General features: G+C 72.6%; 27 protein-coding genes. 12 read left to right on the plus strand and 15 right to left on the minus strand.

All coding sequences use genetic code 11. From position 1 onward, the window contains the following. Positions 1-29: 29 nt before the first annotated feature. Positions 30-1,238, minus strand: coding sequence for a site-specific DNA-methyltransferase (locus AC3A3L_RS12920; protein ID WP_487640437.1), 1,209 nt, complete (start codon positions 1,236-1,238; stop codon positions 30-32). 104 nt (positions 1,239-1,342) lie between these two features. Between AC3A3L_RS12920 and AC3A3L_RS12925 the strand changes: the two genes are divergently transcribed. After that, entirely contained in the window at positions 1,343-2,761 is a 1,419-nt protein-coding gene (locus AC3A3L_RS12925; RefSeq protein ID WP_487640438.1) for a phosphodiester glycosidase family protein, read from the plus strand. A 34-nt stretch (positions 2,762-2,795) separates the two neighbouring features. Here AC3A3L_RS12925 and AC3A3L_RS12930 read toward each other — a convergent pair whose 3' ends face one another. Continuing rightward, positions 2,796-3,389, minus strand: a complete 594-nt coding sequence (locus AC3A3L_RS12930) for a hypothetical protein (RefSeq protein ID WP_487640439.1) — start codon at positions 3,387-3,389, stop codon at positions 2,796-2,798. A gap of 99 nt (positions 3,390-3,488) precedes the next feature. On the opposite strand from AC3A3L_RS12930, the gene AC3A3L_RS12935 reads away from it, so the two are divergent. Both AC3A3L_RS12935 and AC3A3L_RS12940 read left to right on the plus strand, forming a co-directional pair. Continuing rightward, positions 3,489-4,526 carry a GTP pyrophosphokinase gene (locus AC3A3L_RS12935; protein ID WP_487640440.1) on the plus strand — a complete coding sequence of 346 codons (1,038 nt, stop codon included), beginning with the start codon at positions 3,489-3,491 and terminating at the stop codon, positions 4,524-4,526. Between the two features lie 46 nt (positions 4,527-4,572). Then, entirely contained in the window at positions 4,573-5,745 is a 1,173-nt protein-coding gene (locus AC3A3L_RS12940) for a calcium:cation antiporter (protein ID WP_487640441.1), read from the plus strand. A gap of 68 nt (positions 5,746-5,813) precedes the next feature. Here AC3A3L_RS12940 and AC3A3L_RS12945 read toward each other — a convergent pair whose 3' ends face one another. From AC3A3L_RS12945 to AC3A3L_RS12965, 5 genes are read right to left on the minus strand one after another with little or no spacing between them, the layout of a single operon-like run. Further along, positions 5,814-6,641: an ABC transporter substrate-binding protein gene (locus AC3A3L_RS12945; RefSeq protein WP_487640442.1), complete on the minus strand. Its 828-nt coding sequence runs from the start codon at positions 6,639-6,641 to the stop codon at positions 5,814-5,816. A gap of 4 nt (positions 6,642-6,645) precedes the next feature. Continuing rightward, a complete protein-coding gene (locus AC3A3L_RS12950) occupies positions 6,646-7,242 on the minus strand; it encodes a GTP-binding protein (protein WP_056906137.1) in 597 nt (198 codons plus the stop codon). Then, positions 7,223-7,591, minus strand: a complete 369-nt coding sequence (locus AC3A3L_RS12955; RefSeq protein WP_299925912.1) for a DUF742 domain-containing protein — start codon at positions 7,589-7,591, stop codon at positions 7,223-7,225. The genes AC3A3L_RS12950 and AC3A3L_RS12955 overlap by 20 nt, the downstream gene beginning before the upstream one ends. 13 nt (positions 7,592-7,604) lie before the next feature. After that, complete coding sequence (locus AC3A3L_RS12960; RefSeq protein WP_487640443.1) at positions 7,605-8,042, minus strand: roadblock/LC7 domain-containing protein; 438 nt, start codon at positions 8,040-8,042, stop codon at positions 7,605-7,607. Continuing rightward, positions 8,039-11,386 carry a sensor histidine kinase gene (locus AC3A3L_RS12965; protein WP_487640444.1) on the minus strand — a complete coding sequence of 1,116 codons (3,348 nt, stop codon included), beginning with the start codon at positions 11,384-11,386 and terminating at the stop codon, positions 8,039-8,041. Before AC3A3L_RS12965 ends, AC3A3L_RS12960 begins: the two co-directional genes overlap by 4 nt. A gap of 192 nt (positions 11,387-11,578) precedes the next feature. Between AC3A3L_RS12965 and AC3A3L_RS12970 the strand changes: the two genes are divergently transcribed. Further along, a complete protein-coding gene (locus AC3A3L_RS12970; protein WP_487640445.1) occupies positions 11,579-12,748 on the plus strand; it encodes an endonuclease in 1,170 nt (389 codons plus the stop codon). A 4-nt stretch (positions 12,749-12,752) separates the two neighbouring features. Here the strand turns inward: AC3A3L_RS12970 and AC3A3L_RS12975 are convergent, their stop codons facing one another. Both AC3A3L_RS12975 and AC3A3L_RS12980 read right to left on the minus strand, forming a co-directional pair. Continuing rightward, positions 12,753-12,965 carry a hypervirulence associated TUDOR domain-containing protein gene (locus AC3A3L_RS12975; RefSeq protein WP_254182300.1) on the minus strand — a complete coding sequence of 71 codons (213 nt, stop codon included), beginning with the start codon at positions 12,963-12,965 and terminating at the stop codon, positions 12,753-12,755. Positions 12,966-13,006: 41 nt separating this feature from the next. Further along, the gene (locus AC3A3L_RS12980) at positions 13,007-13,567 is read right to left on the minus strand and encodes a helix-turn-helix domain-containing protein (RefSeq protein WP_487640446.1); all 561 of its coding nucleotides are present in this window, start codon (positions 13,565-13,567) and stop codon (positions 13,007-13,009) included. A 66-nt stretch (positions 13,568-13,633) separates the two neighbouring features. On the opposite strand from AC3A3L_RS12980, the gene AC3A3L_RS12985 reads away from it, so the two are divergent. After that, positions 13,634-15,202, plus strand: a complete 1,569-nt coding sequence (locus AC3A3L_RS12985) for an FAD-dependent oxidoreductase (protein WP_487640447.1) — start codon at positions 13,634-13,636, stop codon at positions 15,200-15,202. Between the two features lie 9 nt (positions 15,203-15,211). Here AC3A3L_RS12985 and AC3A3L_RS12990 read toward each other — a convergent pair whose 3' ends face one another. Together AC3A3L_RS12990 and AC3A3L_RS12995 are read right to left on the minus strand one after the other, a co-directional pair. Next, positions 15,212-15,727 (minus strand): gluconokinase, encoded by a 516-nt coding sequence (locus AC3A3L_RS12990; protein ID WP_487640448.1) that lies wholly within the window; start codon positions 15,725-15,727, stop codon positions 15,212-15,214. Beyond that, positions 15,724-17,091 carry a GntP family permease gene (locus AC3A3L_RS12995; protein ID WP_487640581.1) on the minus strand — a complete coding sequence of 456 codons (1,368 nt, stop codon included), beginning with the start codon at positions 17,089-17,091 and terminating at the stop codon, positions 15,724-15,726. Before AC3A3L_RS12995 ends, AC3A3L_RS12990 begins: the two co-directional genes overlap by 4 nt. A gap of 165 nt (positions 17,092-17,256) precedes the next feature. On the opposite strand from AC3A3L_RS12995, the gene AC3A3L_RS13000 reads away from it, so the two are divergent. The 3 genes from AC3A3L_RS13000 (at position 17,257) to AC3A3L_RS13010 (ending at position 18,266) form a co-directional block, all read left to right on the plus strand. After that, positions 17,257-17,577, plus strand: coding sequence for a WXG100 family type VII secretion target (locus tag AC3A3L_RS13000; protein ID WP_487640449.1), 321 nt, complete (start codon positions 17,257-17,259; stop codon positions 17,575-17,577). A gap of 63 nt (positions 17,578-17,640) precedes the next feature. Beyond that, complete coding sequence (locus tag AC3A3L_RS13005) at positions 17,641-17,970, plus strand: WXG100 family type VII secretion target (protein ID WP_487640450.1); 330 nt, start codon at positions 17,641-17,643, stop codon at positions 17,968-17,970. After that, positions 17,967-18,266 carry a WXG100 family type VII secretion target gene (locus AC3A3L_RS13010; RefSeq protein WP_487640451.1) on the plus strand — a complete coding sequence of 100 codons (300 nt, stop codon included), beginning with the start codon at positions 17,967-17,969 and terminating at the stop codon, positions 18,264-18,266. The genes AC3A3L_RS13005 and AC3A3L_RS13010 overlap by 4 nt, the downstream gene beginning before the upstream one ends. Here AC3A3L_RS13010 and AC3A3L_RS13015 read toward each other — a convergent pair. Both AC3A3L_RS13015 and AC3A3L_RS13020 read right to left on the minus strand, forming a co-directional pair. Further along, positions 18,256-19,014 (minus strand): MOSC domain-containing protein, encoded by a 759-nt coding sequence (locus tag AC3A3L_RS13015; RefSeq protein ID WP_487640452.1) that lies wholly within the window; start codon positions 19,012-19,014, stop codon positions 18,256-18,258. The two genes, AC3A3L_RS13010 and AC3A3L_RS13015, sit on opposite strands and share 11 nt — an antisense overlap. A 30-nt stretch (positions 19,015-19,044) precedes the next feature. Next, positions 19,045-19,554, minus strand: a complete 510-nt coding sequence (locus tag AC3A3L_RS13020; RefSeq protein ID WP_487640453.1) for a hypothetical protein — start codon at positions 19,552-19,554, stop codon at positions 19,045-19,047. Between the two features lie 155 nt (positions 19,555-19,709). Here AC3A3L_RS13020 and AC3A3L_RS13025 point away from each other — a divergent pair, with 155 nt between their 5' ends. The 3 genes from AC3A3L_RS13025 (at position 19,710) to AC3A3L_RS13035 (ending at position 22,274) form a co-directional block, all read left to right on the plus strand. Further along, entirely contained in the window at positions 19,710-21,008 is a 1,299-nt protein-coding gene (locus AC3A3L_RS13025; RefSeq protein WP_487640454.1) for a hypothetical protein, read from the plus strand. After that, positions 21,005-21,337 carry a hypothetical protein gene (locus AC3A3L_RS13030; protein ID WP_487640455.1) on the plus strand — a complete coding sequence of 111 codons (333 nt, stop codon included), beginning with the start codon at positions 21,005-21,007 and terminating at the stop codon, positions 21,335-21,337. Before AC3A3L_RS13025 ends, AC3A3L_RS13030 begins: the two co-directional genes overlap by 4 nt. A 205-nt stretch (positions 21,338-21,542) precedes the next feature. Next, entirely contained in the window at positions 21,543-22,274 is a 732-nt protein-coding gene (locus AC3A3L_RS13035) for a matrixin family metalloprotease (RefSeq protein WP_487640456.1), read from the plus strand. A gap of 132 nt (positions 22,275-22,406) precedes the next feature. Here the strand turns inward: AC3A3L_RS13035 and AC3A3L_RS13040 are convergent, their stop codons facing one another. Beyond that, positions 22,407-23,888: a cryptochrome/photolyase family protein gene (locus AC3A3L_RS13040; protein ID WP_487640457.1), complete on the minus strand. Its 1,482-nt coding sequence runs from the start codon at positions 23,886-23,888 to the stop codon at positions 22,407-22,409. 35 nt (positions 23,889-23,923) lie between these two features. On the opposite strand from AC3A3L_RS13040, the gene AC3A3L_RS13045 reads away from it, so the two are divergent. Beyond that, positions 23,924-24,760: an alpha/beta hydrolase gene (locus AC3A3L_RS13045; RefSeq protein WP_487640458.1), complete on the plus strand. Its 837-nt coding sequence runs from the start codon at positions 23,924-23,926 to the stop codon at positions 24,758-24,760. A 24-nt stretch (positions 24,761-24,784) separates the two neighbouring features. Here the strand turns inward: AC3A3L_RS13045 and AC3A3L_RS13050 are convergent, their stop codons facing one another. Further along, entirely contained in the window at positions 24,785-25,600 is an 816-nt protein-coding gene (locus tag AC3A3L_RS13050) for a carbohydrate ABC transporter permease (RefSeq protein WP_487640459.1), read from the minus strand.

Raw genomic sequence — 25,600 nt, forward strand, 5'->3', positions numbered from 1 at the left:
CACCAGATCTCGGGTGCCAAGCGTGAGAGTCACCGGATATCCGGGGACTCCCGGACGACCTCCAGCCCCCCGCCGAGCCGGTCGGCGACGGCGGCGAGCCGGGCGCGGGTGATGTCGGCGACCGTGGCGAGGCCGGCGAGCCGGGCGTTGGAGCCCTCGCGGGTGGGTTCGGCGGAGTTGATGCTGATGCAGTGGCGGGTGCCTCCGTCGGCGGCGTTGGCGAGCGCGACCGCGTGACCGGTGGTGCCGCTGCCGGCGAACGGGTCGAGCACGACCACGTCGGCGGGCAGGGTGGACAGGATCCGCCGGACGAGGCCGGTGGGCTTGGGCGACTCGAAGACGTGGCCCACCAGCGCCTTGAGCTCGGCGACCGCGGTGTCGGTCGAGCCGATCTCCTCGGCGAGCCAGATGGTGCGCAGCTTCTTGCGGCGCCCGCCCTCGCGGTGCAGCCAGTCGCGCTGGAAGATGTCGGCGCGCTCCCCGCTGCGGCCGCGGATCACCCGGCACTCGAGGTCGTCGGGCCGCTCCTCCACGCGGGGGCGCGACCACCGCCACACCGCCGGGCGGCCGTCGCCGAACACGGGTGTCAGTGCGGTGCTGCCGTCGAACTCGGTCACCGAGACCCGCCCCGTCTCCGGGTCGCCGTGCAGCGGGTAGTGCAGGGTCGGCGTGCTCACCGGGTTGAACTTCTTGTTGGTGTTGCGCAGCGGCAGGTAGCGGAAGCGCCGCCCGTCGGGGGTGACCAGCGGGAAGTCGGCCTCGTCGACGGCCTCGGTCGTCGACCCGTCGACCACGCAGGACGGCAGGTCGCGGGCGTACGCCAGCACGTACTCGTGGCTCGTCGCGAACCCGCGGCCGAGCTGGCGGCCCTTCGGGTTGAGGTTGACCACGACCTGGGCGAGGAAGTTGGCCTCCCCGAAGACCTCGTCCATCAGCAGCCGGAGGTGGGCGGCCTCGTTGTCGTCGATGCTGATGAACACCGCACCGTGGGGCGCCAGCACCTCGCGCATCGCCTCCAGCCGCGGTCGCATCATCGCCCGCCACGCGGCGTGGCGACCGGCGTACGGGTCCGCGTGCGAGCCGTCGCGGAAGCGGTCGGCGTAGGCGAAGTCGTTGCCCGTGTTGTAGGGCGGGTCGGTGTAGACGACGTCGACAGACCCGGGCGGGAGCAGCGGCAGCACGTCGAGGTTGTCACCGACGTGGAGGGTGTTCCAGACGGGTGCGGGCTCGTCGGGCACGCGCGACAGCCTAGGGGCTGACGGCGAGCGCAGCGCGTCCCGTTGAAAAAACTGCTGATCCCAATTTTCCCACCAGCCCCACGACGTCCTTTACTGTGGAGCGCGTGTCTTCCTCCACGCGCCGCTCCCAGCCCTCCGCCCGCCGCCCGGTGACCGCCCGCGGACGGGCGCTGACGCTGGCGACCGCCGGTGTCCTCGTCGCAGGCCTCGCGCTCAACGTCGGCGTCGGTCCCTCGGTCGCCGACGACGGCGACCGGAGCGACCGCACGCAGGGCCGCGGCCTGACGTACGGCGGCGACAGCGGCTACCGCGGCCGCAACCAGACCTCCGACGGCAAGCCCGGCATCGTGGTCGGTCCCCCGGTCAACGCCCGCGGCCGCTCGGTCCAGGCGGTCAACGACGTCAGCTACGAGATCGCGCCCGGCGTCGTGCTGCGGGAGTGGGACCAGGTCGACGGCCGCCAGCCGGTCGGGCAGGTCCGGATGAACCTGCTCAGCGTCAGCCTCGACGCCCCCAACATCTCCTTCGAGGAGTTCTCCCCCACCTACGTCACCAGCCGCAAGAAGGTCAGCCAGCTCGGCGGGTGGAACCGGGCCCTCGGCGCCGTCAACGGCGACTTCTTCGACATCGGCAGCACCGACGCGCCGCTCGGCGTGACGATCAACCGCGAGAAGGGCCTCCTCACGGGCTCGCGCGAGGGCTGGATCCCGGGCGTGAACTCCTCCCTCTGGTTCGACGACGCCGGTCCGCACGTCAGCCCGCTGGCCGTTGAGTGGACGATCCGCCAGCGCCGGGCGTGGACCATCAGCGGGGTCAACCACCCGCGCGTCCCCTCCGGCCAGATCGGCGTCTTCACCTCCGACTGGCACCGCACCAAGGGCTACAAGGTCACGTCCGGCAAGAAGCGCGCCCGCGAGGTGGTGCTCCGCAAGAACCGCGTCATCTCCAACAAGCCGAAGCTCTCCGACGGCCGCAAGATCAAGCAGAAGGAGCGGGTGCTGATCGGCACCGGCCCGGCCGCCGCCAAGCTGAAGACCCTCAAGAAGGGCAAGAAGCTCACGCTGTCGAAGCGCATGGCCGGCGGCAAGCCGACGGTCGCGATCAGCGGCGACCGCCCGCTGCTCGTCAACGGCGTCCGCGCCGTCGTGAACAACACGATCGCCCACCCGCGCACGGCGGTCGGCATCGACGCCGACGGCCGCAAGCTGCTCATCCTCGTCGTCGACGGACGCTCAGCGGTCAGCCGCGGCTACACGATGGTCGAGCTCGCCGACATCATGACCGCCCTCGGCGCGGAGAACGCCATCAACCTCGACGGCGGCGGCTCCTCGGCGATGTACACCCGCACCGGCACCGGTGCGTTCGGCATCGTCAACGAGCCCTCCGACGGCAACGAGCGACTGGTGCCCAACTCGTTCGGGCTGGTCTACCACGGCGAGCTGCCGCCCGTGGTGCCGATCCTGCCGCCCACCCCGACTCCGACGCCGACCCCGACCCCGACCGTCCCGACACCCACCCCCTGACGTCCCCTGACGCCCCCCTGACGGGGGCGCCGGCTCAGGCGTCGGGGGCGGCGAACACCACGACGTACGTCACCGGCGCGAAGCACTGCACGGTACTCTTCGGCAGCGCCGGCACGACCTGGAAGCCGGCCTCGCCGGCGTCGATCGCGACGCTGCGCGGGGGCTCGCACCCCGTCGAGACGACGGCGCCGTACGGCGTCGAGCCCGCCGCGTGCACCTCGTGGACGGCGGCGGCGACCTCGTCCGGCAGGCCGCCCTGGAGCCCGGCGGTGAAGTCGGCGACGGCCTGGTCGGTGTCGAGCGCGAAGGCCATCTCCGAGGGCGAGCCGCCGCCCTCGGTGGCGTCGACCAGCACGGCGTCGGTGACGCCCGCCGACCCCTCGACGCGGATGGGCGTGGCACCCGGGTCCGCGGACGGCTCCTCCGACGGGCTTTCGGACGGTGACTCGCTCGGCGTCTCGCTCGGGGTCTCCGACGGGCTCGGAGTGCTCGTCCCGCCCGCGGGGTCGGTGGCCGTGCCGCCGTCGTCGTCCCCGCAGGACGAGAGCCCGCCCGCCAGGGCGAGGGCGGCGAGGAGGGCGGCGGCGGGGCGCGTGCGGGCGCCCGAGCGGCGCAGAGAGGTGTTCATGGTGCTTCGACGATATCGGCGTGCGTCCGGCTCCCCCGGCAGGCTCGCACGCGGGACGTCGCGTCGACTCGGCGCGGCCCGCACTGGCAGGCTGGCGCCATGAGTGGCCCCGACACCCAGGAGCCGATCGAGCCGGCCGGGCCGATCGAGCCGCCCGAGCCGGTCAGTGAGGCCGTCCGCGCCTACGCCGCCCGCCAGCCGCGGCTCGTGGCGGCGACCGCCGGGTGGGTGACGTTGATCCGCACGCTGCTCGACGACGCGGGCATCGACTACCTCAGCGTCACCGGGCGCACCAAGAGCGTCGCGTCGTTCTCGGCCAAGGCCAACCGCACCCGCGACGGCCGGCCGATGTACGCCGACCCGCTGCAGGAGGTGACCGACCAGATCGGCGTCCGCGTCATCACGTACGTCCACAGCGACGTGGCGGCCGTCGCCGAGCTGCTCGACGAGGAGCTCACCATCCTCGACGACCGCGACCTCGGCGAGGAGACCGCGCGGGCGGGCCGGTTCGGGTACGCCAGCCGCCACCTGCTGGTGCGCACCGACGCCGGCACCAACGAGCAGCACCCCGAGCTCGTCGGTGAGCGGGCCAGCGTCCAGGTCCGCACGGTGCTGCAGCACGCCTGGGCGGAGTTCGAGCACGACATCCGCTACAAGGGCAACGTCCCCGAGGACGCCGCCGCCGACCTCGACCGCCGCTTCACCCTCGCCGCCGGCCTGATCGAGCTGGCCGACCGCGAGTTCGCCACCATCCGCGAGCGCATCCAGGCTGCCGCGCCCGGCAGCCCCACCGAGGCCGACGCGGACCGCATCGTCGGGCAGGAGCTCGCGACCTTCCTGGCCGGCCACTACAGCGACGCCGGCTGGTCGCACACCGACCACTACGACTGGATCGCCGACCTGCTCACCCAGCTCGGCATCGACACCATCGACGACCTCGCCGACCTGCTCACCTCCGTCGACGCCGACGCGGTGATCCGGCGGATGGGCTACCGCTACCCCGCCGGTGCCGTACGACGCCTCGACGACGCCCTCCTCGCGATCTTCGGCGAGCAGTACGTCACCCTCGAGGGCAACAGCCACCGGGTCCCGCTGCTGCGTGCACGACTGGAGAAGCTGACCACGCCGGAGGGCTGACGGACGGCGCGCGGGCGGACGCGGGTGCGCCCCTAGGGTTGGGCCCATGCCCCGGCTGTCGTGGACCACTGTCACTCCCCTGCTGGCCGCGGTCGCGCTGGCGATCGCCTGGCCGCTGCACCCCGACAGTGCTCCTGTCCTCAGCGTCCTGTCGGTGCTGCTCGTCGGCGCCGTCCTCGCGGCCGTGCACCATGCCGAGGTCGTCGCCCACCGCGTCGGCGAGCCCTACGGGTCGCTCGTGCTCGCGGTCGCGGTGACGATCATCGAGGTGGGGCTGATCGTCACCCTGATGGTGACCACCGACAAGGACACCGCCGGGTTGGCGCGCGACACCGTCTTCGCGGCGGTGATGATCACGCTCAACGGCATCGTGGGCATCTCGCTGCTCGTCGGCGCCCTCAGGCACCACCTCGCCGTCTTCAACCCCGAGGGCACCGGGGCCGCCCTGGCCACCGTCATCGCCCTCGCCGTGCTGTGCCTCGTCGTGCCGTCGGTGACGACGTCCCAGCCGGGGCCGGAGTTCACCGGTGCCCAGCTCACCTTCGCCGCGATCGCCTCGCTGGCGCTCTACGGGATGTTCGTCTTCACCCAGGCCATCCGGCACCGCGACTTCTTCCTGCCGGTGACGCAGGACGCCCACTCTCCGCTCGTCACCTCGAGGGCCGCGGCGGAGGCAGCCGCCGAGCGTGCGGCCGTCGATGCCGGCTCCTTCGAGCACGACCCGGTCGACCTCGACCAGGACGGGCACGCCGACCCGCCCACCAACCGCGCCGCCCTCGCCAGCCTCGGCCTGCTCGTCGTGTCGCTGGTCGCCGTCGTCGGCCTGGCCAAGATCGAGTCGCCGGCGATCGAGTCCGGCGTGGCCGCGCTCGGCTTCCCGCCGGCGGTCGTCGGTGTCGTGATCGCGCTGCTGGTCCTCGCGCCCGAGACGATCGCCGCCGTCCGGGCCGCGACCCGCAACCGGGTCCAGGTCAGCCTCAACCTCGCCCTCGGCTCCGCGATGGCGTCCATCGGCCTCACCATCCCCGCCATCGCGGTGGCCAGCATCTGGCTCGACGGGCCGCTCGAGCTCGGCCTCAACCAGCTCCAGTCCGTGCTGCTGCTCCTCACCGCGGCCGTCGCCATCCTCACCGTCGTACCGGGCCGGGCGAAGCCGCTCCAGGGCGGCGTGCACCTCGTCCTGCTCGCGGCGTTCCTCTTCCTCACCGTCGCGCCGTAGCCGGGTCCGCCGGACCGAGATGCACAACGGCCCGGCAGGAGTCCTGCCGGGCCGCGTGCGCGTGTGGGTCAGCCGAAGTACTTGGCGTAGATCTTGTCGTAGGTGCCGTCCTCGCGGAGGTCGGCGAGGGTGCTGTTGATGGCACGCAGGAGCGGGATGTTGCCGTCCTTCCTGACCGCCATGCCGTACTGCTCACCGGTGTCGAACTCGCGCGCCAGCTTGAGCTTGCGGTTGTCGGAGACGAACTGGCCGGACACGGTGTTGTCGAGCATCGCCGCGTCGAGCTCGCCCGCCGCCAGCGCGGCCTGCAGGCCAGCCGCGTCGTCGTACGCCGTCACCTGGGTGGACTCCGGGGCGAAGTCGCTCAGGTACGTCTCCCCGGTGGTCTCCTTCTGGACGCCGACCCGCTTGCCGGCCAGCTCCTCGAGCTGGTCGAGGCCCGAGCCGCGCGGCGTGATGAGCGCCTGCTTGGCGTCGAAGTAGGGGCTCGAGAAGTCGAGGACGCGGGCCCGCTCGCCGGTGATGGTCATCGCCGAGATGGCGAGGTCGCACGCCTCGCTGTTGAGCGAGTTGCCCGACGTGATGTCGTCGAACGACACGTCGATCACGTCGAGGTCGGCGTCGAGGCTGTCCGCGACCTTGCGCACCAGGTCGATGTCGAAGCCGGTGGGCTTGCCACCCTCCTCGAACTCGAACGGCGCGTAGGGCATGTCGGTGCAGACGGTGAGGGCGCCGCTGAAGACCAGCGACACCTCGCTCAGGGCGTCGGCCTCGTCGGCGCTGGCGCTGCCACCGCAGGCGCTCAGCGTGGCCATCAGGGCCGCGGAGGAGAGGGCGGCGATGGCCGTGCGGGCAGGGCCCATGCGTCGGGGCTGCCGTCGGACGGTGCGGGTCATGGCGTCAGTTCGCATTCACGGTGAGCGACTCGCGCAGTCGCATGAGGGCGTATTCGGTGATCTTCACGAGCGCACCCTTGGCCTGCTCGCGGTCGCGGGCGTCGAGGCTGATGATCGGTACGTCGGCGGGCAGGGCCAGCGCGGCGGCGATCTCCTCGGCGGGGTAGCGCGGGACGCCGTCGAACTCGTTGACGGCGACGATGAACGGGATGCCCTTGGACTCGAAGTAGTCCAGCGGGGAGAACGACTCGTCGAGCCGCGCCACGTCGACCAGCACGATGGCGCCGATGGCGCCGCGGCACAGGTCGTCCCACATGAACCAGAAACGGCGCTGCCCGGGCGTGCCGAAGAGGTAGAGCACGAGGTCCTCGGCCAGGGTCAGGCGGCCGAAGTCCATCGCCACGGTCGTGGTGGCCTTGGTGGGCACGGCAGCGAGATCGTCGACGCCCTCGGACTCGTTGGTGACGAGTGCCTCGGTGCGCAGCGGGTCGATCTCCGACACGGCGCCGACGAGCGTCGACTTGCCGACGCCGAAGCCGCCTGCGATGACGATCTTCGTCGACGCGGCCGCACGCTGTGCCTTAGTAGTTTCGAAGTCCACGGAGGGTCCTTTCGATGAGCTCGAGACGCTCATCAGTCGACGTGCTGTCGGTGATGGTGGCCTGGATGCGGACCAGGCCCTGCTCGATCAGGTCACCCAGCAGCACCCGGGTGACGCCGATCGGCATCTTGGTGAGGGCCGACACCTCGGCCACGGAACGCCGGTCGCAGACCTCGAGAACCTGCGCAGCAGACGGGGAGAGCACGGGGGCCTCCGCACCGGCCTGGAGGCGGAGCGTGGCCTCCATGGCCAGCTCGACCTTCGCGGCCGTCCGACCTGCGGTGAGGGTGTAGGACCGGATCAGCCGAGGGCGGTAGCCCTCGTCCTCCGGCTCGGGTGGCGGCGTCACGGCACAGGTCCGGTCAGCCGCCCGTACCGACGCGGGCCTGGGCCTCGACGGTACGTCCCACGCGGTCCACCAGCAGGGCCATCTCGTAGCCCACCTGGCCGATGTCGGCCTCCTCGGTCGTCAGCACGGTGAGGTTGGAGCCGTCGCCGACGCTCATGAGCATCAGGAAGCCCATCTCCATCTCTACGATGGTCTGCATCACCGAGCCGCCCTCGAAGAGGCGGGCGGCGCCGACCGCGAGGCTGGCCAGACCGGAGGAGACGGCCGCGACCTGCTCGGCGCGCTCGCCCGGGATGCTGGTGCTCGAGGCCATGAGGAGACCGTCGGCGGACACGAGGATCGCGTGCGCCGCGTCGGGTACGTCGTCGACGAAGCGCGACATCACCCAGTCGAGGTCTCGGTCGTCACCGGTGGTGCTGGCGACGGGGGCAGCGGAGGTGTCGTGAGTCATGCGGGGCCTGCTTCCGTGTGCTGAGTGGAACTTTGGGCTGCTCGTCGACCGCGGGAGACTCCCGCGGTGTGTGCCTGGAGACGGCGGCGGATTGCTTCGGGGTCACGCGTCTTGGCCGCCGTGGGCGGTGTCACGCTACCGGGCACCAGCCGCTCACCGGGGGCGCGGCGCGGGAGTCCGACCGGCGTGGACTCGACGACCGGCGCCGGCTCGGCGACGTGCTCGGCGATCTCCCAGCCACGGTCGACCTCGGTCTCGTGCCACTCGCCCTTGCCCTCGCCGGCGAGCCAGCCGGAGCGCATCGACTTGAAGATCGGCGACTCGCCGCCCGCGCGGGCCGGCTCACCCCCGTGCGACAGGCCGTTGCTCCCGTGACCGTTGGAGCCGTGACCGTTGGAGCCGTTCGCGCCGTTGCCGTTGAGGCCGTGGCCGTCGGTGAGCAGGGCGGCGGCGTCGTACGCCGGCACCGGCTCGAGCTCGGGCTCCGGGCGCGCCTCGGGCTCGGACTCCGCCACCGGCTCGGCGGGCTCGGCCGCGACCTCGGCGACGGGCTCGGGCTGGACGACGGGCTGGACGACGGGCTCCGGCTCGACCGGGCGGGTGGGTGCACCCAGGCCCAGCGGGTCGTCGGCGTCGACCTCGACCTCGTCCGCGCGGGACGCAGGCTCGGCGACCGGCTCGGCCTCGGCCTCGGCGACCGGCTGGGGCTGCTCGGTGGCAGCCGGCTCGTCGAAGGCGTCGGCGGGCAGCGGGTCGGACAGCGGGTCGGACAGCGGGTCGTGGGCCCGGGTGGGCTCCTCGACGGGCTGCTCGGTCGCCTCCTCGGCCACCGGGGCCTCGGCGGACTCCGCGGCCGGCTCCGCGGCCGGCTGCTCGGTGGTGGCCTCGGCGCTGCGCGCCTCCTGCTCGGCCTGTGCCCGCTGGCGCGAGGCCAGGGCGGTGATCGGGACGACGCGGGCGACCTTCTCGGCGCGCTCGGTCGCGGCACCCTCGGCGCCGGCGGTGCCCGCCGAAGCAGCGGGGGCGGCCGTGTCGCCGCGCTTGCCGAAGAGCGGGCCGGTGGCCGTGGACGTCTCCGGCGGCAGGAACGCGTCGGCTCCCGTTCGGGGCATGTTGGCGCCTGGGTCGCGCCGCGGCAGGAGGCTGCCGAGCGGCGGACGGTCCGGGGTCGGCTCCGACGAGGCGGACCCAGCCGTGGACGCGGCGGTGGAGGCGGCGCTGGAGGCGGCCGGCGTGGTGTCGGCCGCGTCGCCTGCGGCGGGCGTCGTACCCGTCGTGGCCGGCAGCGGCTCCAGCTCGGCCTCCGCCTTGGCGGCCTTGGCCTTCGCCTTCGCCTCGGAGGCGGCGGCGCGCTCGGCGGCCTTGGCCTCGGCCTTCTCGGCACGGGCCCGGTTGCGGGCCTCGCGCTTGGAGAGGACCGGAGCGGCCCCGGCCCCGACGAGCTCGGAGTCGTCGGACGCGGCAGCGGGCGTGGTGGTCGACGTGGCGGGCGTCGCGGCGGCCGGCGCGACGGGCGCACCGGACTGCGGCACGTCGGGCAGCACCGACGGCGGGAGCAGGACGCTGGCCGTCATGCCGCCACCGGGGTTGCGGGCCAGGTGCGTGTGGATGTCGTGGCGCTCGGCGAGGCGCGAGACCACGAACAGTCCCATGCGGCGGGCGGTGTCGGGCGTTGCCTCGGCACCGTGCTGCAGGTCCTTGTTGAGCTGCTCGAGCTCGGCCGGGGGCACGCCGAGGCCGGAGTCGGTGATCGTGATGGTCACGCCGTCGGGACCCTGCTTGGCAGCGAGGCGCACCGGCTCGGCCGGCGGCGAGAAGCTGAGCGCGTTGTCGACCAGCTCGGTGAGCAGGTGGACGACGTCGGCCGCCGCCTCGTCACCGACGCGGGTGTTGAGGTTGGAGAGGATCTGCACCCGCTGGTAGTCCTGCACGCCGGACGTCGCGGCCTGCAGTGCCTCGCCGACGGTGAGGCTGAACTGGCCGGCGGCACGGTTCGGGGCGTCGGCCAGGATCAGCAGGGAGTCGGCCGTACGACGCATGCGCGAGGCGAGGTGGTCGAGGCGGAACAGCGACTCGAGCCGCTTGGGGTCTTCCTCGTCGTGCTCGAGGCGCTCGATCTGCGCAAGCTGCTGGTTGACCAGGGAGGTCGAGCGGCGCGAGAGCGTCACGAACATCGCGTTGACGGTCTGGCGGAGCTGGGCCTCGCCGGAGGCGAGGTGGATGGCCTGGCGGTGGAGGTCGTCGACCGCTCGCGCGACCTGACCGATCTCCTCGTTGGTGTGGACGTCGATCGTCTTGATCGGCTCCGGCTCCTGGCCGGCGCGGATCCGGGCAACGGCGTCGGGCAGGCGGTGGCGGGCCACCGCGAGGGCGCCGTCGCGGACCTTGCCGATCGGGCCGAGGAGGCTGCGGGCGATGAAGAACGCGAGGGCGATCGCGGCGGCGAGCGCGAGGAGGGTGAGCACGGCGCCGACGAGGGCGTTGCGCTGGGCGGCACCGGCCGCGTCGTCGAGGGTCGCGGTCACACCGGTGACGAGCGTCTGGGTGATCTCGTCGTACGGCGCGTAGGCGTCGCGGCCGCCGAGGTCGGTGGCGGCGTCGTCGCGGATCTCTCCGGCGTGCCGGGTGTTCTGCTGGCGGAGGAGGGCGGTCTGGTCCTCCGCGCCCTCGACCGATCCGGCGAGACGGTCGATGGCGGCTGCCTCGACGCCGATCTCCGAGAAGAGCTCCTGCGAGCTGGACTGCGACAGCGTGGTGGCGATGAGGCCCTGCTGGAGCGCCAGGGACAGGCGGCCGCTCATCGTCTGGGAGAGCTGCTCGAGGCGGGGCTCCGGCGTCTCCTGGGCGGCGTTCACGCTGGTGACGAGCTGGGAGACGCTCGACTCGAGCTGGCGCACGAGCGCGATCCAGGTGGCCGGGCCGAGCGTCTCGGCCCCCTCGCCCCGCATGGCCTGGCTCAGGTCGAGCAGCGCGTTGACGTGGGCCGTCTGGAGCTCGTCGAGCTCGGCCGTGTCGCGGGCCTGGACCAGCGTCTCGGCGTTGGTCGAGATGTCGCTGATCGCGTCGATGAGGTCACCCTGGCTCGCGGCGCTGTCGGTCTGCGCGGCCACCATCGCGGACTCCGCCGCGGTCAGGTAGTCGATCGCCGGCTCGATGATGGTGACCTGCTCGGCGCTCCGCGCTGCCGAGCGGGAGTCGCTGTAGTCGCCGGCGACGCGCAGGCCACCGAGGACGGCCGCGAGCAGCAGCGGGATCGCCAGGGCCAGGGCCATCTTCCGGCCCAGTGGCCAACCGGCGACCGAGAGACCCGCGCCCTTCCGGGCCTGGGCTGCATCCTGAGTCATGTGTGCCTCGCGTTTGGTGAGCGACTACGTCGAAAGTCGAGAACGCCGGTCGGGAGCGGCGCAGGCTCAACCTAAGGAGTTCGGCGACATTCCGTGGCGTTTTCCGAGAACTCGGGTCGGGTCGGTGTAAGGGAGGGTGCGAGGGCGCGGCCCCTTCCCGCGGGGGCCGGTCGTGCGGCAGGCTGCAGCGCCATGACCCTCCATCTCGGGAAGGGCCGCTCGATCGCGGCCGCCCTCGCGTCCTCACTCGTCCTCGCCCTCGCGGTGCTGGTGCTGCCGGCCGCCACGTCGCCCGCCGGTGCCGCGACCCCCTTGACCGTCGGCCAGGCCATCGGCCAGCAGACCGGAGCGACGCAGACCGTCCGCGGCTACGTCGTCGGCCAGCCGACCGCCACCTCCACCGTCGTACGCTCCGGCTTCCCCAACGACTACGCGCTCGCGATCGCGGACTCGCCCTCCCAGACCAGCACGTCGCAGATGCTCTACGTGCAGATCCCGTCGGCGTTCCGCTCGCAGTGGGGCCTGCGCTCCAACCCCTCGCTCATGGGCAGGCAGGTCGACGTCACCGGCGCGCTGTCGGCGTACTTCTCGCACCCCGGCATGACCGGCACGTCCGCCTTCGCGCTCGCCGGCGGTGGCACCTCCGAGCCACCCCCCACCGGTGGGACGAGCCCGTGGGACTCCACCTACTACGCGCCCGCGATCGGGAAGACGGGCTCGGCGCTCAAGACGTCGCTGCACGACATCATCGACGACAACACCCGCCTGTCGTACGACGCTGTGTGGACCGCGCTGAAGGACACCGACCAGGACCCGAACAACAGCAGCAACGTCATCGAGCTCTACACCGGCCGCTCGATCGCCAAGAGCAACAGCGGCGGTGGCACCGGCCAGTGGAACCGCGAGCACGTCTTCGCCCAGTCGCGCGGCGACTTCACCACGAGCGCCGGCCCGGGCACCGACCTGCACCACCTCCGCGCCGAGGACGTCCAGGTCAACGGCACCCGCGGCAACAAGGACTTCGACGACGGCGGCTCGGCCGTCTCCGGCTGCACGGACTGCTGGACCGACAGCGACTCCTTCGAGCCCCGCGACGCGGTCAAGGGCGACGTGGCGCGGATGCTGTTCTACATGGCCGTGCGCTACAACGGCGACGACGGCTTCCGCGACCTCGAGCTCAGCAACGTCTCGAGCAGCGCGGTCCCCCGCATCGGCGACCTCGACGTCCTGCTCCAGTGGAACGCCGCCGACCCGGTCGACGCCTTCGAGATGCGCCGCAACGACCGCATCCACTCCCAGTGGCAGGGCAACCGCAACCCGTTCGTCGACCACCCCGAGTGGGCGGCCGCGATCTGGAACTGAGGGCTCAGGCGCGCTCGACCTCGCTCTGGAGCTTGAGGACGGTGGTGCCGTCCTCCTGCTCGATGACGTAGGCCGGGTCGTCGTCGCTGCCCTTGCGCGTCACCTTCTCGCCCTTGGTCGTGCGGGAGACCTCCTCGTGGTGGACCTCCTTCACGGTGCCCTCGGCCCACGAGGAGCCCCACTTCCACTTCACGGTCGTGCCGGTGCGGATCGCCATGCCTGCCACCGTGCCACCGACCGGGGCGGGGCGGCCCACCCTCAGGATCGGACGTGCATCCGCTCGCCCTGCGGTCCGAAGATCGCCAGCACCTCGGCCGGCGTCGGGCCGGGGTTGCCGACCCAGTGGGGCGTGCGGGTGTCGAACTCGACGACCTCCCCGGGCCCGAGGGTCAGGTCGCGGCTGCCGAGGATGAGCCGTACCCGGCCGCTGAGCACGTAGAGCCACTCGTAGCCCTCATGGGTCTTGAGTGACGGGCCGGGATCGTCGTCGACCGGCATGATCATCTTGAAGGACTGCAGCCCGCCCGGCCGTCGGGTGAGCGAGATGAAGGTGCGCCCGTGCCGCACGACCGGCTTGGAGCGGATGCGGGGGTCCCCGGTCTCGGGCGCGTCGACCAGCTCGTCGAGGGCCACGCGGTGGGCGCGGGCGAGGGGCAGCAGCAGCTCGAGGGTGGGCTTGCGCTGTCCGGACTCCAGGCGCGAGAGCGTGCTCACCGAGATGCCTGTCTCCTCGGCGAGGTCGGTCAGTGTCGCCTCCCGCTCGAGCCGCAGCTGCCGCAGCCGTGGACCCACGGCGCGCAGCACTCCTTCGTCGTCCATGGCCCCAGTTTGCCACTCCAGCAAGATTGTTTGTCAATCGCGCCGTCAGCCTCCATGCTCGACGTCATGAGTGAGAACAAGACGTACGACGTGGTGGTCATCGGTGGGGGCGCGGCCGGCCTGAGCGGCGCGATGGCGCTGGGACGGTCGAAGCGGTCGGTGCTCGTCATCGATGCGCGAGAGCCCCGCAACGCCCCCGCCGCCCACGCCCACAACTACCTGGGGCGCGAGGGCGTCTCCCCGCTCGAGCTGCTCGCCTCCGGCCGCGCCGAGGTGGCGGCGTACGGCGTCGAGGTGGTCACCGACCGGGTGGTCGGCCTCTCCGGGGAGGCCAACTCGTTCCTGGTCACCACGGAGGGCGGTCGGAGGTATGGCGCCCGGCGGGTGCTGGTCACCGGCGGCGTCGTCGACGAGCTCCCCGACGTCCCCGGGCTCGCCGAGCGGTGGGGTGTCGACGTCCTGCACTGCCCCTACTGCCACGGGTGGGAGGTGCGCGACCAGAAGATCGCCGTGCTGGCGACGACCCCGATGGCCGGGCACCAGGCCCTGCTCTTCCGGCAGCTCTCCGACGACGTGGTCGTGGTCGTCCACGACGGCGTCGAGCTGCCCGACGAGGAGGTCGAGAAGCTGGGTGCGATCGGCGTGCGGTTCGCCGACGGCACGCCGAAGGAGGTGGTGACCGACGGCGACGCGCTGGTCGGGCTCCGGCTGGCCGACGGCTCGGTGCTCGAGCGCGACGCGGTCGTCGTCGCGGCGAAGCCCCACGTGCGGGCGGACTACCTCGGCCCGCTCGGCATCGAGCCGCAGCCCTTCGAGATGGCCGGCGCGGTCCTCGGCTCCGTCATCGCGGTCGAGCCCACCGGCGCGACCACGGCCCCGGGCATCTTCGCCGCCGGCAACGCGACCGACATCGCGATGACCCTGATGGCCTCGGCGGCCCACGGCAACCGGGTCGGCGCCTGGATCAACGCCGAGCTCGCCAACGCCGACGCGACGAAGGCCGTCGCGGCACTCCGCGACGACTTCTTCGAGCAGCCGGCGTGGGAGGAGCGCTACTCCGGCGACCGCGTGTGGAGCGGGCGCGTCAACGTCCAGCTCGAGGCCGAGGCTGCCGGCCTGGCCCCGGGCCGCGCGCTCGACGTGGGGGCCGGTGAGGGCGGCGACGCCCTGTGGCTGGCGAAGAACGGCTGGCAGGTCACGGCGTCAGACTTCGCCGACGCCGCGCTGGCGCGCGTCGCCGAGCACGCCGAGGAGGCCGGGGTCGCCGACCGCGTCGAGACCCGGCGCATCGACGTGCGCACGTTCGAGCCGGACGGCGAGACGTGGGACCTCGTCACCTCGCACTTCGTGCACCTGCCCGACGGCGGGATGGTGGACGTCGTACGACGCCTCGCTGCCGCGGTCGCGCCGGGCGGCACGCTGCTCGTGGTGGGCCACGCGCCGAGCGACGTCCACACCGGCCTCCGACACGGCCACCACTCCTTCATGCACACCGCCGACCAGCTGCTCCCGGCGCTCGACGACGGGTGGGAGGTCGAGGTGTGCGAGTCGCGGCCCAGGACGCAGGCGCACCCGGAGACGGGCGAGCAGATCGAGATCGCCGACGCGGTGCTGCGCGCGCGCCGGGTGGCCTGAGCCGGCGGCTCAGACCAGGCCGAGCCGGGCGAGCACCATCGCGGCAAGGCGGTCGACCGGCAGCGCCGGGTCGATGTCCATGCCGTGCTCGTCCGGCTCCAGCCGCTCCAGGGTGTCGAGCTGCGACTCCAGCAGGCTCGGCGGCATGAAGTGCTCGCGGGCGTTCATCCTCGCCAGCAGCATGTGCTTGTCGCCGGTGCAGTGCACGAAGAAGGTGCCCTCTCCCCCGCGCCGCAGCACGTCGCGGTAGGACTTCCGCAGGGCGCTGCAGGTGATCAGCGTCGGCTCGCCGCGGGCGTCGCGCTCGGCCGTCCACTCCGCCAGCGACTCCAGCCAGCCCCAGCGGTCGGCGTCGGTGAGCGGGATGCCCTCGCTCATCTTCGCGACGTTCTCGGGCGGGTGGAAGTCGTCGCCCTCGGCGAGCTCCCAGCCCAGCCGCGCCTGGACCGCCTGCGCCACCGTGGACTTCCCCGAGCCGGAGACACCCATGAACACGAGGTGGAGCGGTGCGTCGGAGACCGTCATCCGACCGCCCAGAGTCCGAGCGAGAGCACGAAGATGCTCACGCCGAGCGTGGTCTCCAGGACGGTCCAGGTCCGGAGGGTCGTCTTCACGTCCATCCCGAAGAACCGGCCGACCAGCCAGAAGCCGGAGTCGTTGACGTGCGACAGGACGGTCGCGCCGGCAGCGATGGCCAGCACCAGGGCCACCAGCTGGAGGCTCGAGGGGTCCGCCTCGGCGACACCGGCGGAGATCAGGCCGGCCGTGGTGGTCAGCGCGACGGTGGCCGAGCCCTGCGCGACACGCAGGATGGTGGCGATGACGAAGGCGCTGACGATGAGCGGCAGGCCGAGGTCGGCCAAGGAGTCGGAGAGCGCGTCACCGATGCCGCTGTAGCGGAGCACGCCGCCGAACATGCCGCCGGCGCCGGTGATGAGGATGATCGCGCAGATGGGACCGAGCGAGTCGTTGAGGAGCGACTCGACCTCACCCAGCGAGTAGCGACGGACGGCGAGGGTGTAGGTCGCGACGAGCAGGGCGATGAGCAGGGCGACCGGCGTCTGGCCGACGAAGACGAGGACGTCGGCCCAGGTGCCCTCCTCGGCGATGGTGCCGTTGGCCCGCAGGGTGGTGAGCACGGTGTTGGCGCCGATGAGCACGAGCGGGAGGAGCAGGATGCCGAGCACGTGGGCGAACGCCGGAGGGTTCTCCGTGTCGGCCTCGCGCCCACCGGTGAGCACCGAGTCGTCGATGGGGACGTAGACCTTGCCGAGCCACGTGATCGTGGCGGCGTAGACCCCGACGAACCAGGCGACGACGGCCACCACGACACCGACCAGCAGGGTGAGCCCGATGCTGCCGCCGATCTCGGTGGCCGCGGTGACCGGCCCGGGGTGCGGCGGGACGATGGCGTGCATGGCGGCGAACGCGCCCGCGGCCGGGAGGGCGTACATCAGGACCGAGCCGCCGAAGCGCTTGGCGACCGAGAAGATGATCGGGAGGAAGACCACGAGGCCGGCGTCGAAGAAGATCGGCAACCCGAACAGCAGCGCGGCGATGCCGAGCGCCAGCGGCGCCCGCTTCTCGCCGAACCGGCTGACGAGGGTGTCGGCGAGCACCTGCGCTCCTCCCGTCACCTCGAGCAGGCGGCCGATCATCACGCCGAGGCCGACGAGCAGCGCGACGGTGCCGAGCGTGCTGCCGAAGGCGGCTATCGCGATCGTCGGGACGTCCGCGACGGGGACACCGGCCGCGACCGCCGTGCCGAAGCTGACGAGGACCAGCGCCACGAAGGCGTGCATGCGCAGCACGATGATGAGGACGAGCAGGGCGGCGACGGCGACCGCTGCGATCAGCAGCAGCGTCCCCGACGCGTAGACGGGGTCCATGGTGTCCACGTGGGGCCTCCGAGGTGGGCGAGTGGGTCGCCCCACCCTAGGCCGTCCGGGCGCCGGCCGCTCCGGCCCCTCGACGAGGCAAGGGCATCTCTGGGTTGTCTCCAGATCTCCTCAAGCCACGTGTAGAGCCACCCCCGGCCGGGGTAATGGCCGTCCATGATCATCTCCGGCCACATCCAGCACGACCGCACGGGCCGCTCGGTGGTCTCCTCGTTCGCCGCGGCCCGCATCGCCGAGGTCGACGCCCGCCGACGCGCGGCCGAGGCGAGCATCGATGCCCTCGTCGTCGCCTGGCAGGGCGGCACCGCGCGTCACCAGGGCTCGGGCTGGCAGGAGTGGGACGCCGCCGCCCGCGACGCCATCGACGCACTGGCGGCGCTCCTCGGTGAGCTGGAGCTCGCCCGGGAGGAGCTGGCGGAGCACGGGCACCGGCCCACGGTCCCGCGCCAGGTCGACCGCCGCGAGGCCCAGCACTGAGTTCTCCACAGATCGGTCCCGTGGGGTGTCGCCCGCTGGCGGGCGGCGACGACGATCAGGACCATGATCCTCTCGGGAACCCTGCAGCTCGACCCGCTCGCCCACGCAGCGGCCGTCGCCTCGCTCGCCGACCGCCTCGCCGACCTCGAGACGCGGCGACGGACAGCGACCTCCGTCGTCGACGGCCTGCTCGCCGCGTGGCACGGTGACGCCGCAGCCGCCTTCGGTGAGCAGTGGGAGGTGTGGAGCCGTTCGGCCGCCGGGGTCGTCGACGACCTCGGTGCAGCCGTCGCCGCGCTCCGGGCCGCGGCGGCCGACGTCGTGGCAGCCGACGACCAGCGGGGCGTCGCCGGTGACCACCTGCGCGAGCGACTCGCTGGGCGGCTGCCGTGACGACCTACGACGTCGACCTCGCCGAGGTCCGGCTCGCCGTGGCGCAGCTCGCCGCCTGCCAGCGCGACCTCCTCGGCCTGGCCGTCGACATCGACCACGCGCAGGACCTGCTGCAGTCGGACTGGCTCGGCCGGGCCGGCGACGCCCAGGCGTCGTCGTACGCGTCGTGGCGCGACGGGTGCGCCGAGATGGTCACCTCGCTCGCGGCGCTGCGCCGCATCGTCGCCGCCGCCGATGACCACTACTCGTCGGCGGTCGAGGCCAACCTGTCGCTGTGGCGCCAGGTCAGCGGGTGACGGTGACCCGGCCGGGTCGGGTGCACGTGGCGTAGACCCCGAGCACCGGCTCGCCGGCCCGGTTGGTGGGCCGTTCACGCGCGAGTGCCTTCAGCAGCCCGATGTCCTTCACGCCCGTCTCCGGGTGGTGGTCGACGACGGCGCACCGCGGGACCACCCCGCCGATCCGCACCGTGGCCTCCCCCACCACGAGGTCCCGTCCCGTCCAGGTGTCCTCGATGTAGGGCGTGTCGGTCTCGACGACCAGCGTCGGCCGGAAGCGTGCCGCCTGGTCGGCGAGGGCGTCGTGGCCCGTACGTCGCGCCAGCTCGCGCAGCGACGCCGTGCCGACGACGGTGAGCGGGGCGCCGAACACCACCCCGCCCCGAGGTGCGGCCGCGAGCTCCACGCGCCGACCCAGCCAGTCGGAGAGCAGCTCGGCGTGCGGACCGTCGGTGAGCTCGAGGTCGACGGGACGGCCCCAGTAGTCGCAGGTGATCGTCCGGCCGGCCGCGGTGGCCGGTGCCGTGACACGGTCGCCGGCCGGCAGCCCCACGTCGAGGACGTCCCCGTCCACCCGTGCCACGACGCTGATCAGCGACGGGTGCTGGACGGTCTTGAGGACGCGTGCCTCGTCGACGTCGACCAGGCAGTGGGAGCGGTCGCCCACGGCTCCCTGCTCGTCGAGGTCGACCGCACCGAGGGCGAGGTGCCGCATGCCCTTGACCGGTGCGAACCCGGCCCGGCGTACGACGAGGTCGGGCGGCATGCGGCCATGGTTCCACTGGTCCGCACGCGGTCATGCTCGGCGCGGCCGGAGCTCGATGACGTTGGCGAACCGCCCACCGTGCGACCGCGCCGGCTGCGACCTCGCGGTCACGTCCTCGCAGGGGGTCGGCACCACCGACCCGGACACCTCGTTGTCCTGAACCATGACCATCCGCGTCGTGGGCTCCTCGAGGCCCCGTCCCACGACGACGCCGGTGACCTCGTGGTCGAAGGTGAAGCCGGCCAGTCTCGGGTGGCCCTCACCCTTCGCGCCCGGCCGCAGCAGGTGGTCGACCACGAAGCGGAGCGACTCGACCATCCACCTCGCGTCCTCGAGGTAGGGGTTCCACTGGAGGCAGCAGCCGTCGAGGCACGGCCCCCACGCGAGGCGTGCGAACGGGACGTCCCTGTCGCCGCGCCCCGTCGGCGTTCCACGCAGCGTGCCGTCGGAGTCGAGGACGCCGAGGAGGAAGTCGCCCTCGGCGTCGTTGAGGGCCGGCTGGATCCGGATGCAGCCGGTGAAGCGTGGGTCGAGCGCCATGCGTCCTCCTCGTCGGTCGGGGTGTGGGGGGTCCCGTGCCCGTCCGGCGCGTCGGGAAACGCGCGGGTCGGCATCTGTGGACGACGAGCCCCTTCCTCCACAGATCCGTCGCGACCCCTGCCACTGCCCGTGCCGGCTCGGCGAGGGTGGACGACGTGCGGATCACGGTGGAGTGCAGCGGCTTCAGCCGGGCGGCGGACGCTTGCCTGACGGCCAACCAGGTCGCTGCCCTTCTCACGCAGTCCCTCGGCTCGAGGCTCGGCGGCACCTCCGGCATGGCCGGCGACGACGCCACCAGCGCCGAGTTCTCCAGGGCGTACGACGCCGGCGCGGCGGAAGCGATGGCGTCGCTCGCGGACCTGACGCACGCCTTCACCGGCGCCGGACGGCTGCTCGCCGCGACCGGCGACAACCACGTCCGCGCGGAGGCCGCGGCCGCCGGGAGCGCGTACGACGACCGCACCGCGCTCGACGACGGCGCCTTCGTGCGGATCCTGCCTCCGGCGGTGCCTGCGAGCGTCGGTGCCGACGAGCCCTCCCTCGGCGTGGTGGACGAGTGGATCCTCGACCAGGTCGAGGGCTTCGTCTGGCCCGGGGCAGACGTCGACGCACTGCGTGCCGCCGCGGAGGCCTGGCGACAGGCTGCCTCCTCGACGTCCCGGCTCGCGGACTACGTCGACGTCGCCGTCACGCTCGTCGAGGTGCAGCGCTCGCCGGAGGTCCCGCTCGCCGTCGACGCCCTCGCCGAGCTCACCACCCTCGTCGGCGACACCGCGTGGCAGCTGTCGGGCATGGCGACGGCCTGCGAGGACTACGCCGCCGCGGTCGAGGCCGCGCGCGACCGGACCCGTGCCCTCCTCGCCGAGGTCGCGCAGATGATCGTCGAAGGTGCCGTCATCTCGGTGATCGCCGCCGGCATCTCCGGCGGTCTCGCTGGCGGAGCCGCAGGTGCCGCTGCCGCCGCCCGCGTGCGGTCGGTGGCGCCCCGGTTCCACGCACTGCTGGTCACCCTGCGCGCCGGCGCGACCACCGCCGCCACGAGGCTCGAGCGCGCCGCGGACGAGCTCGCCACCGTCCGGTCGAGGCTGGAGAAGTTCCTCCGGGTGCCGGCCCGCGGTGAGGCCGGCACGATCAGGCATCCGGGCAGGTGGCTGCCCGACCGACTCGTCCGAGCCTCTCGCTATCTGGGGGACCCAAGGCGCTTCGACCCGACCTCGCTCAGAGGTCTCTCGGCGGACGACGTGAGCCGACTCCTATCTGGGTGGGACGAGGTACCGGCGAGAGCCGGCTCGGGCAGGAAGTTCCTTGACCCGGACCATCTAGGCCGTCAGATTCGTGTCATGGACGGCTATCCGGGAAACCGGCCGGACCCCATCACCCACGGCCCGTACGCGGTCGTGTCGCAGAATGGGACCAGGACCAAGATCCCGCTGGAGGGAAACCCGCTGCTATGACCTCAACAGCCGTCGAGCACCTGTTGGAGGAGGTCGAGGAGGAGTACGCCTTCAACGGGATCCTGCCGCTCTACATGTTCGCTTGGTCTCTCGCCGGCCTCGGCCACGACCGGTCCGAGCCCGACTTCCCCGACCTGTGCCGCGACGCGTTCCGGCGGTTCGTCGACCACCACCCGGAAGCGCGCTTGGTCGAGCTGCCGTGGCCCATCGACGTCGAGCAAGCAAAGCCACTGGCAGCCGACGTCGACCTACTCCTTGACCTCGATCCCGACACGCTGCCGTCGACCTGGCTGCAGGCGCTGGTCTCCTCGGATCGCGTCACCACCTGACCACACGCCTGACGTGCTGCAGCTACGCAGCCACTGTCCCGGGACGTGACTAACGGGCAGATGCCGCACTGGCGGTCGTGCGCGTTGGCGCGGTGGAGCCCCGGAGCAGCCGGTCGGTCGTCCGCGCGCAGGCGCCGAGAGCACCACTCGTCGAGCTCTTGATGAATCACTCACGACACGAGGCGTCACCAGCCACACTGTCCCGGTGCCCCGCTCCGCGACGACCCTGACGCTCGCTGCCACAGCCGCGATGCTGGCGGCGGTCGTGGCATGGCACCCGGCGGAGCAGCTCGACCCGGTCCGGCGAGCGGTCGGCCTCGGCGCCGAGCGACCGCTGGCGGCTCCGAGCGTCGTACGGCAGGGCGGGACGTACACGTGGGCGATGACGCAGCCCGACAGCGACGAGCCGGTCGGGTGGGACCCGTGCGAGGAGATCCGCTACCGGATCAACCCCGCCGGCGGGCCGCCCGGCGGCAGCGACCTGGTCCGCAGGGCGCTGGACCGCGCGAGCGCGGCCACCGGCCTGGCGTTCGAGGACGAGGGCGAGACCGACGACCGGCCGTTCCCCGGCGGCGTGAAGCTCTTCGGTCGCCCGGAGCCGGTCGTCATCGGGTGGGCGGACGCCGGTGAGTACCCCGACCTCGCCGGGCAGGTCGCCGGCGTCGGCGGCGCCGTCGCCGAGAGCGGCAGCGGTGGACGGCTCCGGTACGTCAGCGGCGGCATCGTCCTCGACGTCGAGGCCTTCACCGCCACGACCGTCGCTCAGCAGCCGCGGGTGATGGAGGGGATCGTCCTGCACGAGGTCGCCCACGTCGTCGGGCTCGGCCACGTCAGCGAGCCGATGGAACTGATGTACGCCTCCAACACCGGGCAGGTGGACCTCGGGCCCGGCGACCGCGAGGGCCTCGCCCGCCTCGGCTCCCTCCCCTGCACCTGATCCGGTGGAGACGCCCGCGGCAGGTGCGCACCATGCAGGCAGTTCGCGCGTGCAGTCCGTGGTGCCACGCTCAGCAGGCCGCGGCGAGCCGCGAACTGCCTGCACGGTGCTCTCCCGCGCCCGGTGCAGGGCTCACGGCGCTCGGTTGCCGCGCGCGTCCTCCTGCTCGACGAGCTCGGCGAGGTCCTTCAGCCGGTCGAGCCCGCGCACCGCGCGCGACATGCGGTGGTTGCCCTCGAACCTCTCGCGGTGCCGGTCGAGGAACCACCAGTACCCCGCGCTGAACGGGCACGCGTCCTCCCCCACCCGCACCTTGGGGTCGAATCGGCACGAACCACAGTGGTCGCTCATCGTGTTGATGTAGGCGCCGCCCGAGGTGTAGGGCTTCGTCATCATCTGCCCGCCGTCGGCGTGCTGCGACATCCCGACGATGTTCGGCACCATCACCCAGTCGTAGCCGTCGACGAAGGCCCGGTGGAACCAGTCAGTCACCTGCGTCGGCGCCCACCCGCGCTGCAGGGCGTACGACCCCAGCACCATCAGCCGCGGGATGTGGTGCACCCAGCCGTGCTCCGCGACCTGGTCGAGGGTGTGGGAGAGGCAGCGCGCGTCGGTCGCGTCGCCGTCGAGCTCGGCGAACCACTGCGGGATCCGTTGCGTCGCGCGCAGCTCGTTGGACCGTCGGTAGCCGTCGCCCATGTGCCAGTAGACGTGCCAGACGTAGTCGCGCCACCCGATGACCTGCCGGACGAACCCCTCGACGCTCTCGATCGGTGCCGCACCCGCGCGGTACGCCTCCTCCGCACGCTCGACGACCTCGAGGGGATCGAGCAGGCCGAGGTTCATCGGCGCGCTGACCAGGCTGTGCGCCATCCACGGGTCGCCCTCGAGGATCGCGTCCTCGTGCGCCCCGAACTCGGGCAGCCGGTGCTCGACGAAGTGGTCGAGCGCCCTCAGCGCCTGGCGTCGCGTCGCGGGGAAGATCCGTGGCCCGTCACGCCCGATGAACGACACCTCGCCGTCGCGCTCCCACCTGTCGAGGTCCTCGCGCACCTGTGCGTCGATGTCGTCCTCGTCGGGCCACCACGGCTCGGTGACCCCGAGCGTGTCGGCGTCCTTCGGCGGAGGCTGGCGGTTGTCGTGGTCGAAGTTCCACTGGCCGCCCGCCGGCTCACCTCCGTCGACGAGCACGCCGTGCGCCTGTCGCGCCCGCCGGTAGAAGTCCTCCATCAGCAGCCGCTTGCCCCGGCGGCCCTCGGCCCAGCGCTCGAAGTCCTCACGGGCGGTGGCGAAGCCGCGAGGTGGCAGGACGGTGCAGCCGAGCCGCTCGACCAGCCCCAGCGCGGCGTACGACGTCGGGTGCACGACCTCGACGTCCCCGTCAGCCGCGAGCGGTCGCACCACCTCGGCGTACGTCTCCGCCTTCACGTAGGTCAGCCGGTCGCCCAGCTCGGCGGCACGGTGCCGCATCGCGCTGAGCACGAGGTGCGCCTTGGCCCTGTGGAACCGCCGGCGCCGGAAGACGCCGGTCGACTCGACCATCAGCAAGGGGCCCCGGTGGTCGTCGACGAAGTGCGGGCCGAGCTGGTCGCCGAAGAGCCACCGCGTCGTCATCCGGCCAGCCTAGGCACGCGTGCCAGCATGGAGCGATGGTCCGGTCTCGGCGCGGGAGGTTCGTCGTGGGAGCGGTGGTCGCTGTCGTCGCAGTGGCGAGCGCGCTGCTGGCCCTGACCTGGAGCCTCCAGCGGCAGCACATCTACTTCCCGGACGCCGGCGACGTACCGCCCGCAGGCACGGTCCTGCCGGGCGCCCGCGACGTCATCCTGACGACGTCCGACGGGCTCGAGCTCGGTGCCTGGTTCCTGCCGCCCACCGAGGCCCGCGACACCGGGATGGCCGTCCTGCTCGCCCACGGCAACGGCGGCAACCGCGCCGGGCGGGCGGGGCTCGCCGGGCTGCTCGGCGAGCGCGGGCTCGCGGTGCTGCTCGTGGACTACCGCGGCTACGGCGGCAACCCCGGCAGTCCGAGCGAGGACGGTCTGGCCGCTGACGCGGACGCCGCCGTGCAGGCCCTCGACGACCTCGGGTACCCGCCGGACCGGACGATCTTCTTCGGGGAGTCCCTCGGCTCGGGTGTCGTGGCGGGCCTCCAGCAGCGCCACGAGCCGGCCGCCATCGCGCTGCGGTCGCCGTTCACCGACCTGGCCGACGTCGGGCGCCACCACTACCCGTGGCTGCCGGTGCGCACCCTGCTCCGCGACCGGTTCCCCGTCCTGGAGCCGCTCGCGGCGAGCACGGTGCCGGTCACCGTGATCTACGGCGACCGCGACAGCGTCGTACCGACCGGGCTGAGCGCCCGGGTCGCCGACCGGGTGCCCGTGCTCGCCGAGCGGGTGGTGCTCGAGGGTGCGGACCACAACGACCCGGTCATGTTCGGGACGCGGGTGGCTGACGCGGTCCACCGGCTGGCGCAGGACCGCGGCTGACCGTGCAGCACGGCGTGAGGGACGTCAGCCCCGCACCGAGCCCGCGGTCAGCCCGGCCACGAAGTAGCGCTGCAGGAAGACGTACGCGATCACCAGCGGCGTCGACGCCACGATGACACCGGTGAAGAGAAGCGGGTAGTTGGTGAGGAACTCGCCCTGGAAGTCGAGCAGCGCGAGCGGCAGCGTCCGCTTCTCCGGCGTCTGGATGAACAGCAGCGGGTAGAGCAGGTCGTTCCACTGGATCACCACGAGGAAGATCGCGGTGGCCGCGATCGACGGCAGCGACAGCGGCAGCACGACCGACTGCAGCGTGCGCCACGGGCCGGCGCCGTCGAGGGCGGAGGCCTCGTAGAGCTCGGGCGGCAGCGTGCGCATGAACCCGGCGAGGATGAAGACCGCGACGGGCAGGGACACCACCGTCTCGATGAGCACCAGGCCGACCAGGCTGTTGAGCAGGCCGAGCTGGTCGAAGAGGACGTACTGCGGGATCATGTTGGCCTGCGCCGGCACGGCCATCCCGAGCACGAGGAAGCCGTGGATCACCCAGCCCCGCCACCCCGGGATCCGCGCGACGCCGTACGCCGCCAGGATGGCCAGCACCAGCGTGAGGGTCACCCCGCCGGCCGTGACGAGCGCGCTGTTGCGCAGGGCCGTCGACATCGCCTGCTCGCCCAGCACGGTGCGGTAGTTGTCGAGGCCGAGGGAGTCGGGCAGGCCGAAGGGCGAGGCGAACAGCTCGGGCGTGCTCTTGAAGCTCCCGGTCAGCACGAGCGACAGCGGCATCAGGATCAGCAGCGTGTAGCCGGTGAGGAGCACCCGGCGGCTGACGGTGGCGGTCAT

This window comes from Nocardioides sp. Soil_C_8, assembly GCF_057656315.1.

Coding starts and splice junctions, on each gene's coding strand:
- AC3A3L_RS12930 (WP_487640439.1), bottom strand. CDS start 3,389: ATGAACACCTCTCTGCGCCGCTCGGGCGCCCGCACGCGCCCCGCCGCC.
- AC3A3L_RS12995 (WP_487640581.1), bottom strand. CDS start 17,091: ATGGACCCCGTCTACGCGTCGGGGACGCTGCTGCTGATCGCAGCGGTC.
- AC3A3L_RS13040 (WP_487640457.1), bottom strand. CDS start 23,888: ATGACGACGCGGTGGCTCTTCGGCGACCAGCTCGGCCCGCACTTCGTC.
- AC3A3L_RS13030 (WP_487640455.1), top strand. CDS start 21,005: ATGACCTCAACAGCCGTCGAGCACCTGTTGGAGGAGGTCGAGGAGGAG.
- AC3A3L_RS12935 (WP_487640440.1), top strand. CDS start 3,489: ATGAGTGGCCCCGACACCCAGGAGCCGATCGAGCCGGCCGGGCCGATC.
- AC3A3L_RS12940 (WP_487640441.1), top strand. CDS start 4,573: ATGCCCCGGCTGTCGTGGACCACTGTCACTCCCCTGCTGGCCGCGGTC.
- AC3A3L_RS12965 (WP_487640444.1), bottom strand. CDS start 11,386: ATGACTCAGGATGCAGCCCAGGCCCGGAAGGGCGCGGGTCTCTCGGTC.
- AC3A3L_RS13045 (WP_487640458.1), top strand. CDS start 23,924: ATGGTCCGGTCTCGGCGCGGGAGGTTCGTCGTGGGAGCGGTGGTCGCT.
- AC3A3L_RS13020 (WP_487640453.1), bottom strand. CDS start 19,554: ATGGCGCTCGACCCACGCTTCACCGGCTGCATCCGGATCCAGCCGGCC.
- AC3A3L_RS12990 (WP_487640448.1), bottom strand. CDS start 15,727: ATGACGGTCTCCGACGCACCGCTCCACCTCGTGTTCATGGGTGTCTCC.
- AC3A3L_RS12970 (WP_487640445.1), top strand. CDS start 11,579: ATGACCCTCCATCTCGGGAAGGGCCGCTCGATCGCGGCCGCCCTCGCG.
- AC3A3L_RS12980 (WP_487640446.1), bottom strand. CDS start 13,567: ATGGACGACGAAGGAGTGCTGCGCGCCGTGGGTCCACGGCTGCGGCAG.
- AC3A3L_RS12945 (WP_487640442.1), bottom strand. CDS start 6,641: ATGACCCGCACCGTCCGACGGCAGCCCCGACGCATGGGCCCTGCCCGC.
- AC3A3L_RS13000 (WP_487640449.1), top strand. CDS start 17,257: ATGATCATCTCCGGCCACATCCAGCACGACCGCACGGGCCGCTCGGTG.
- AC3A3L_RS13050 (WP_487640459.1), bottom strand. CDS start 25,600: ATGACCGCCACCGTCAGCCGCCGGGTGCTCCTCACCGGCTACACGCTG.
- AC3A3L_RS12985 (WP_487640447.1), top strand. CDS start 13,634: ATGAGTGAGAACAAGACGTACGACGTGGTGGTCATCGGTGGGGGCGCG.
- AC3A3L_RS13005 (WP_487640450.1), top strand. CDS start 17,641: ATGATCCTCTCGGGAACCCTGCAGCTCGACCCGCTCGCCCACGCAGCG.
- AC3A3L_RS12960 (WP_487640443.1), bottom strand. CDS start 8,042: ATGACTCACGACACCTCCGCTGCCCCCGTCGCCAGCACCACCGGTGAC.
- AC3A3L_RS12975 (WP_254182300.1), bottom strand. CDS start 12,965: ATGGCGATCCGCACCGGCACGACCGTGAAGTGGAAGTGGGGCTCCTCG.
- AC3A3L_RS13015 (WP_487640452.1), bottom strand. CDS start 19,014: ATGCCGCCCGACCTCGTCGTACGCCGGGCCGGGTTCGCACCGGTCAAG.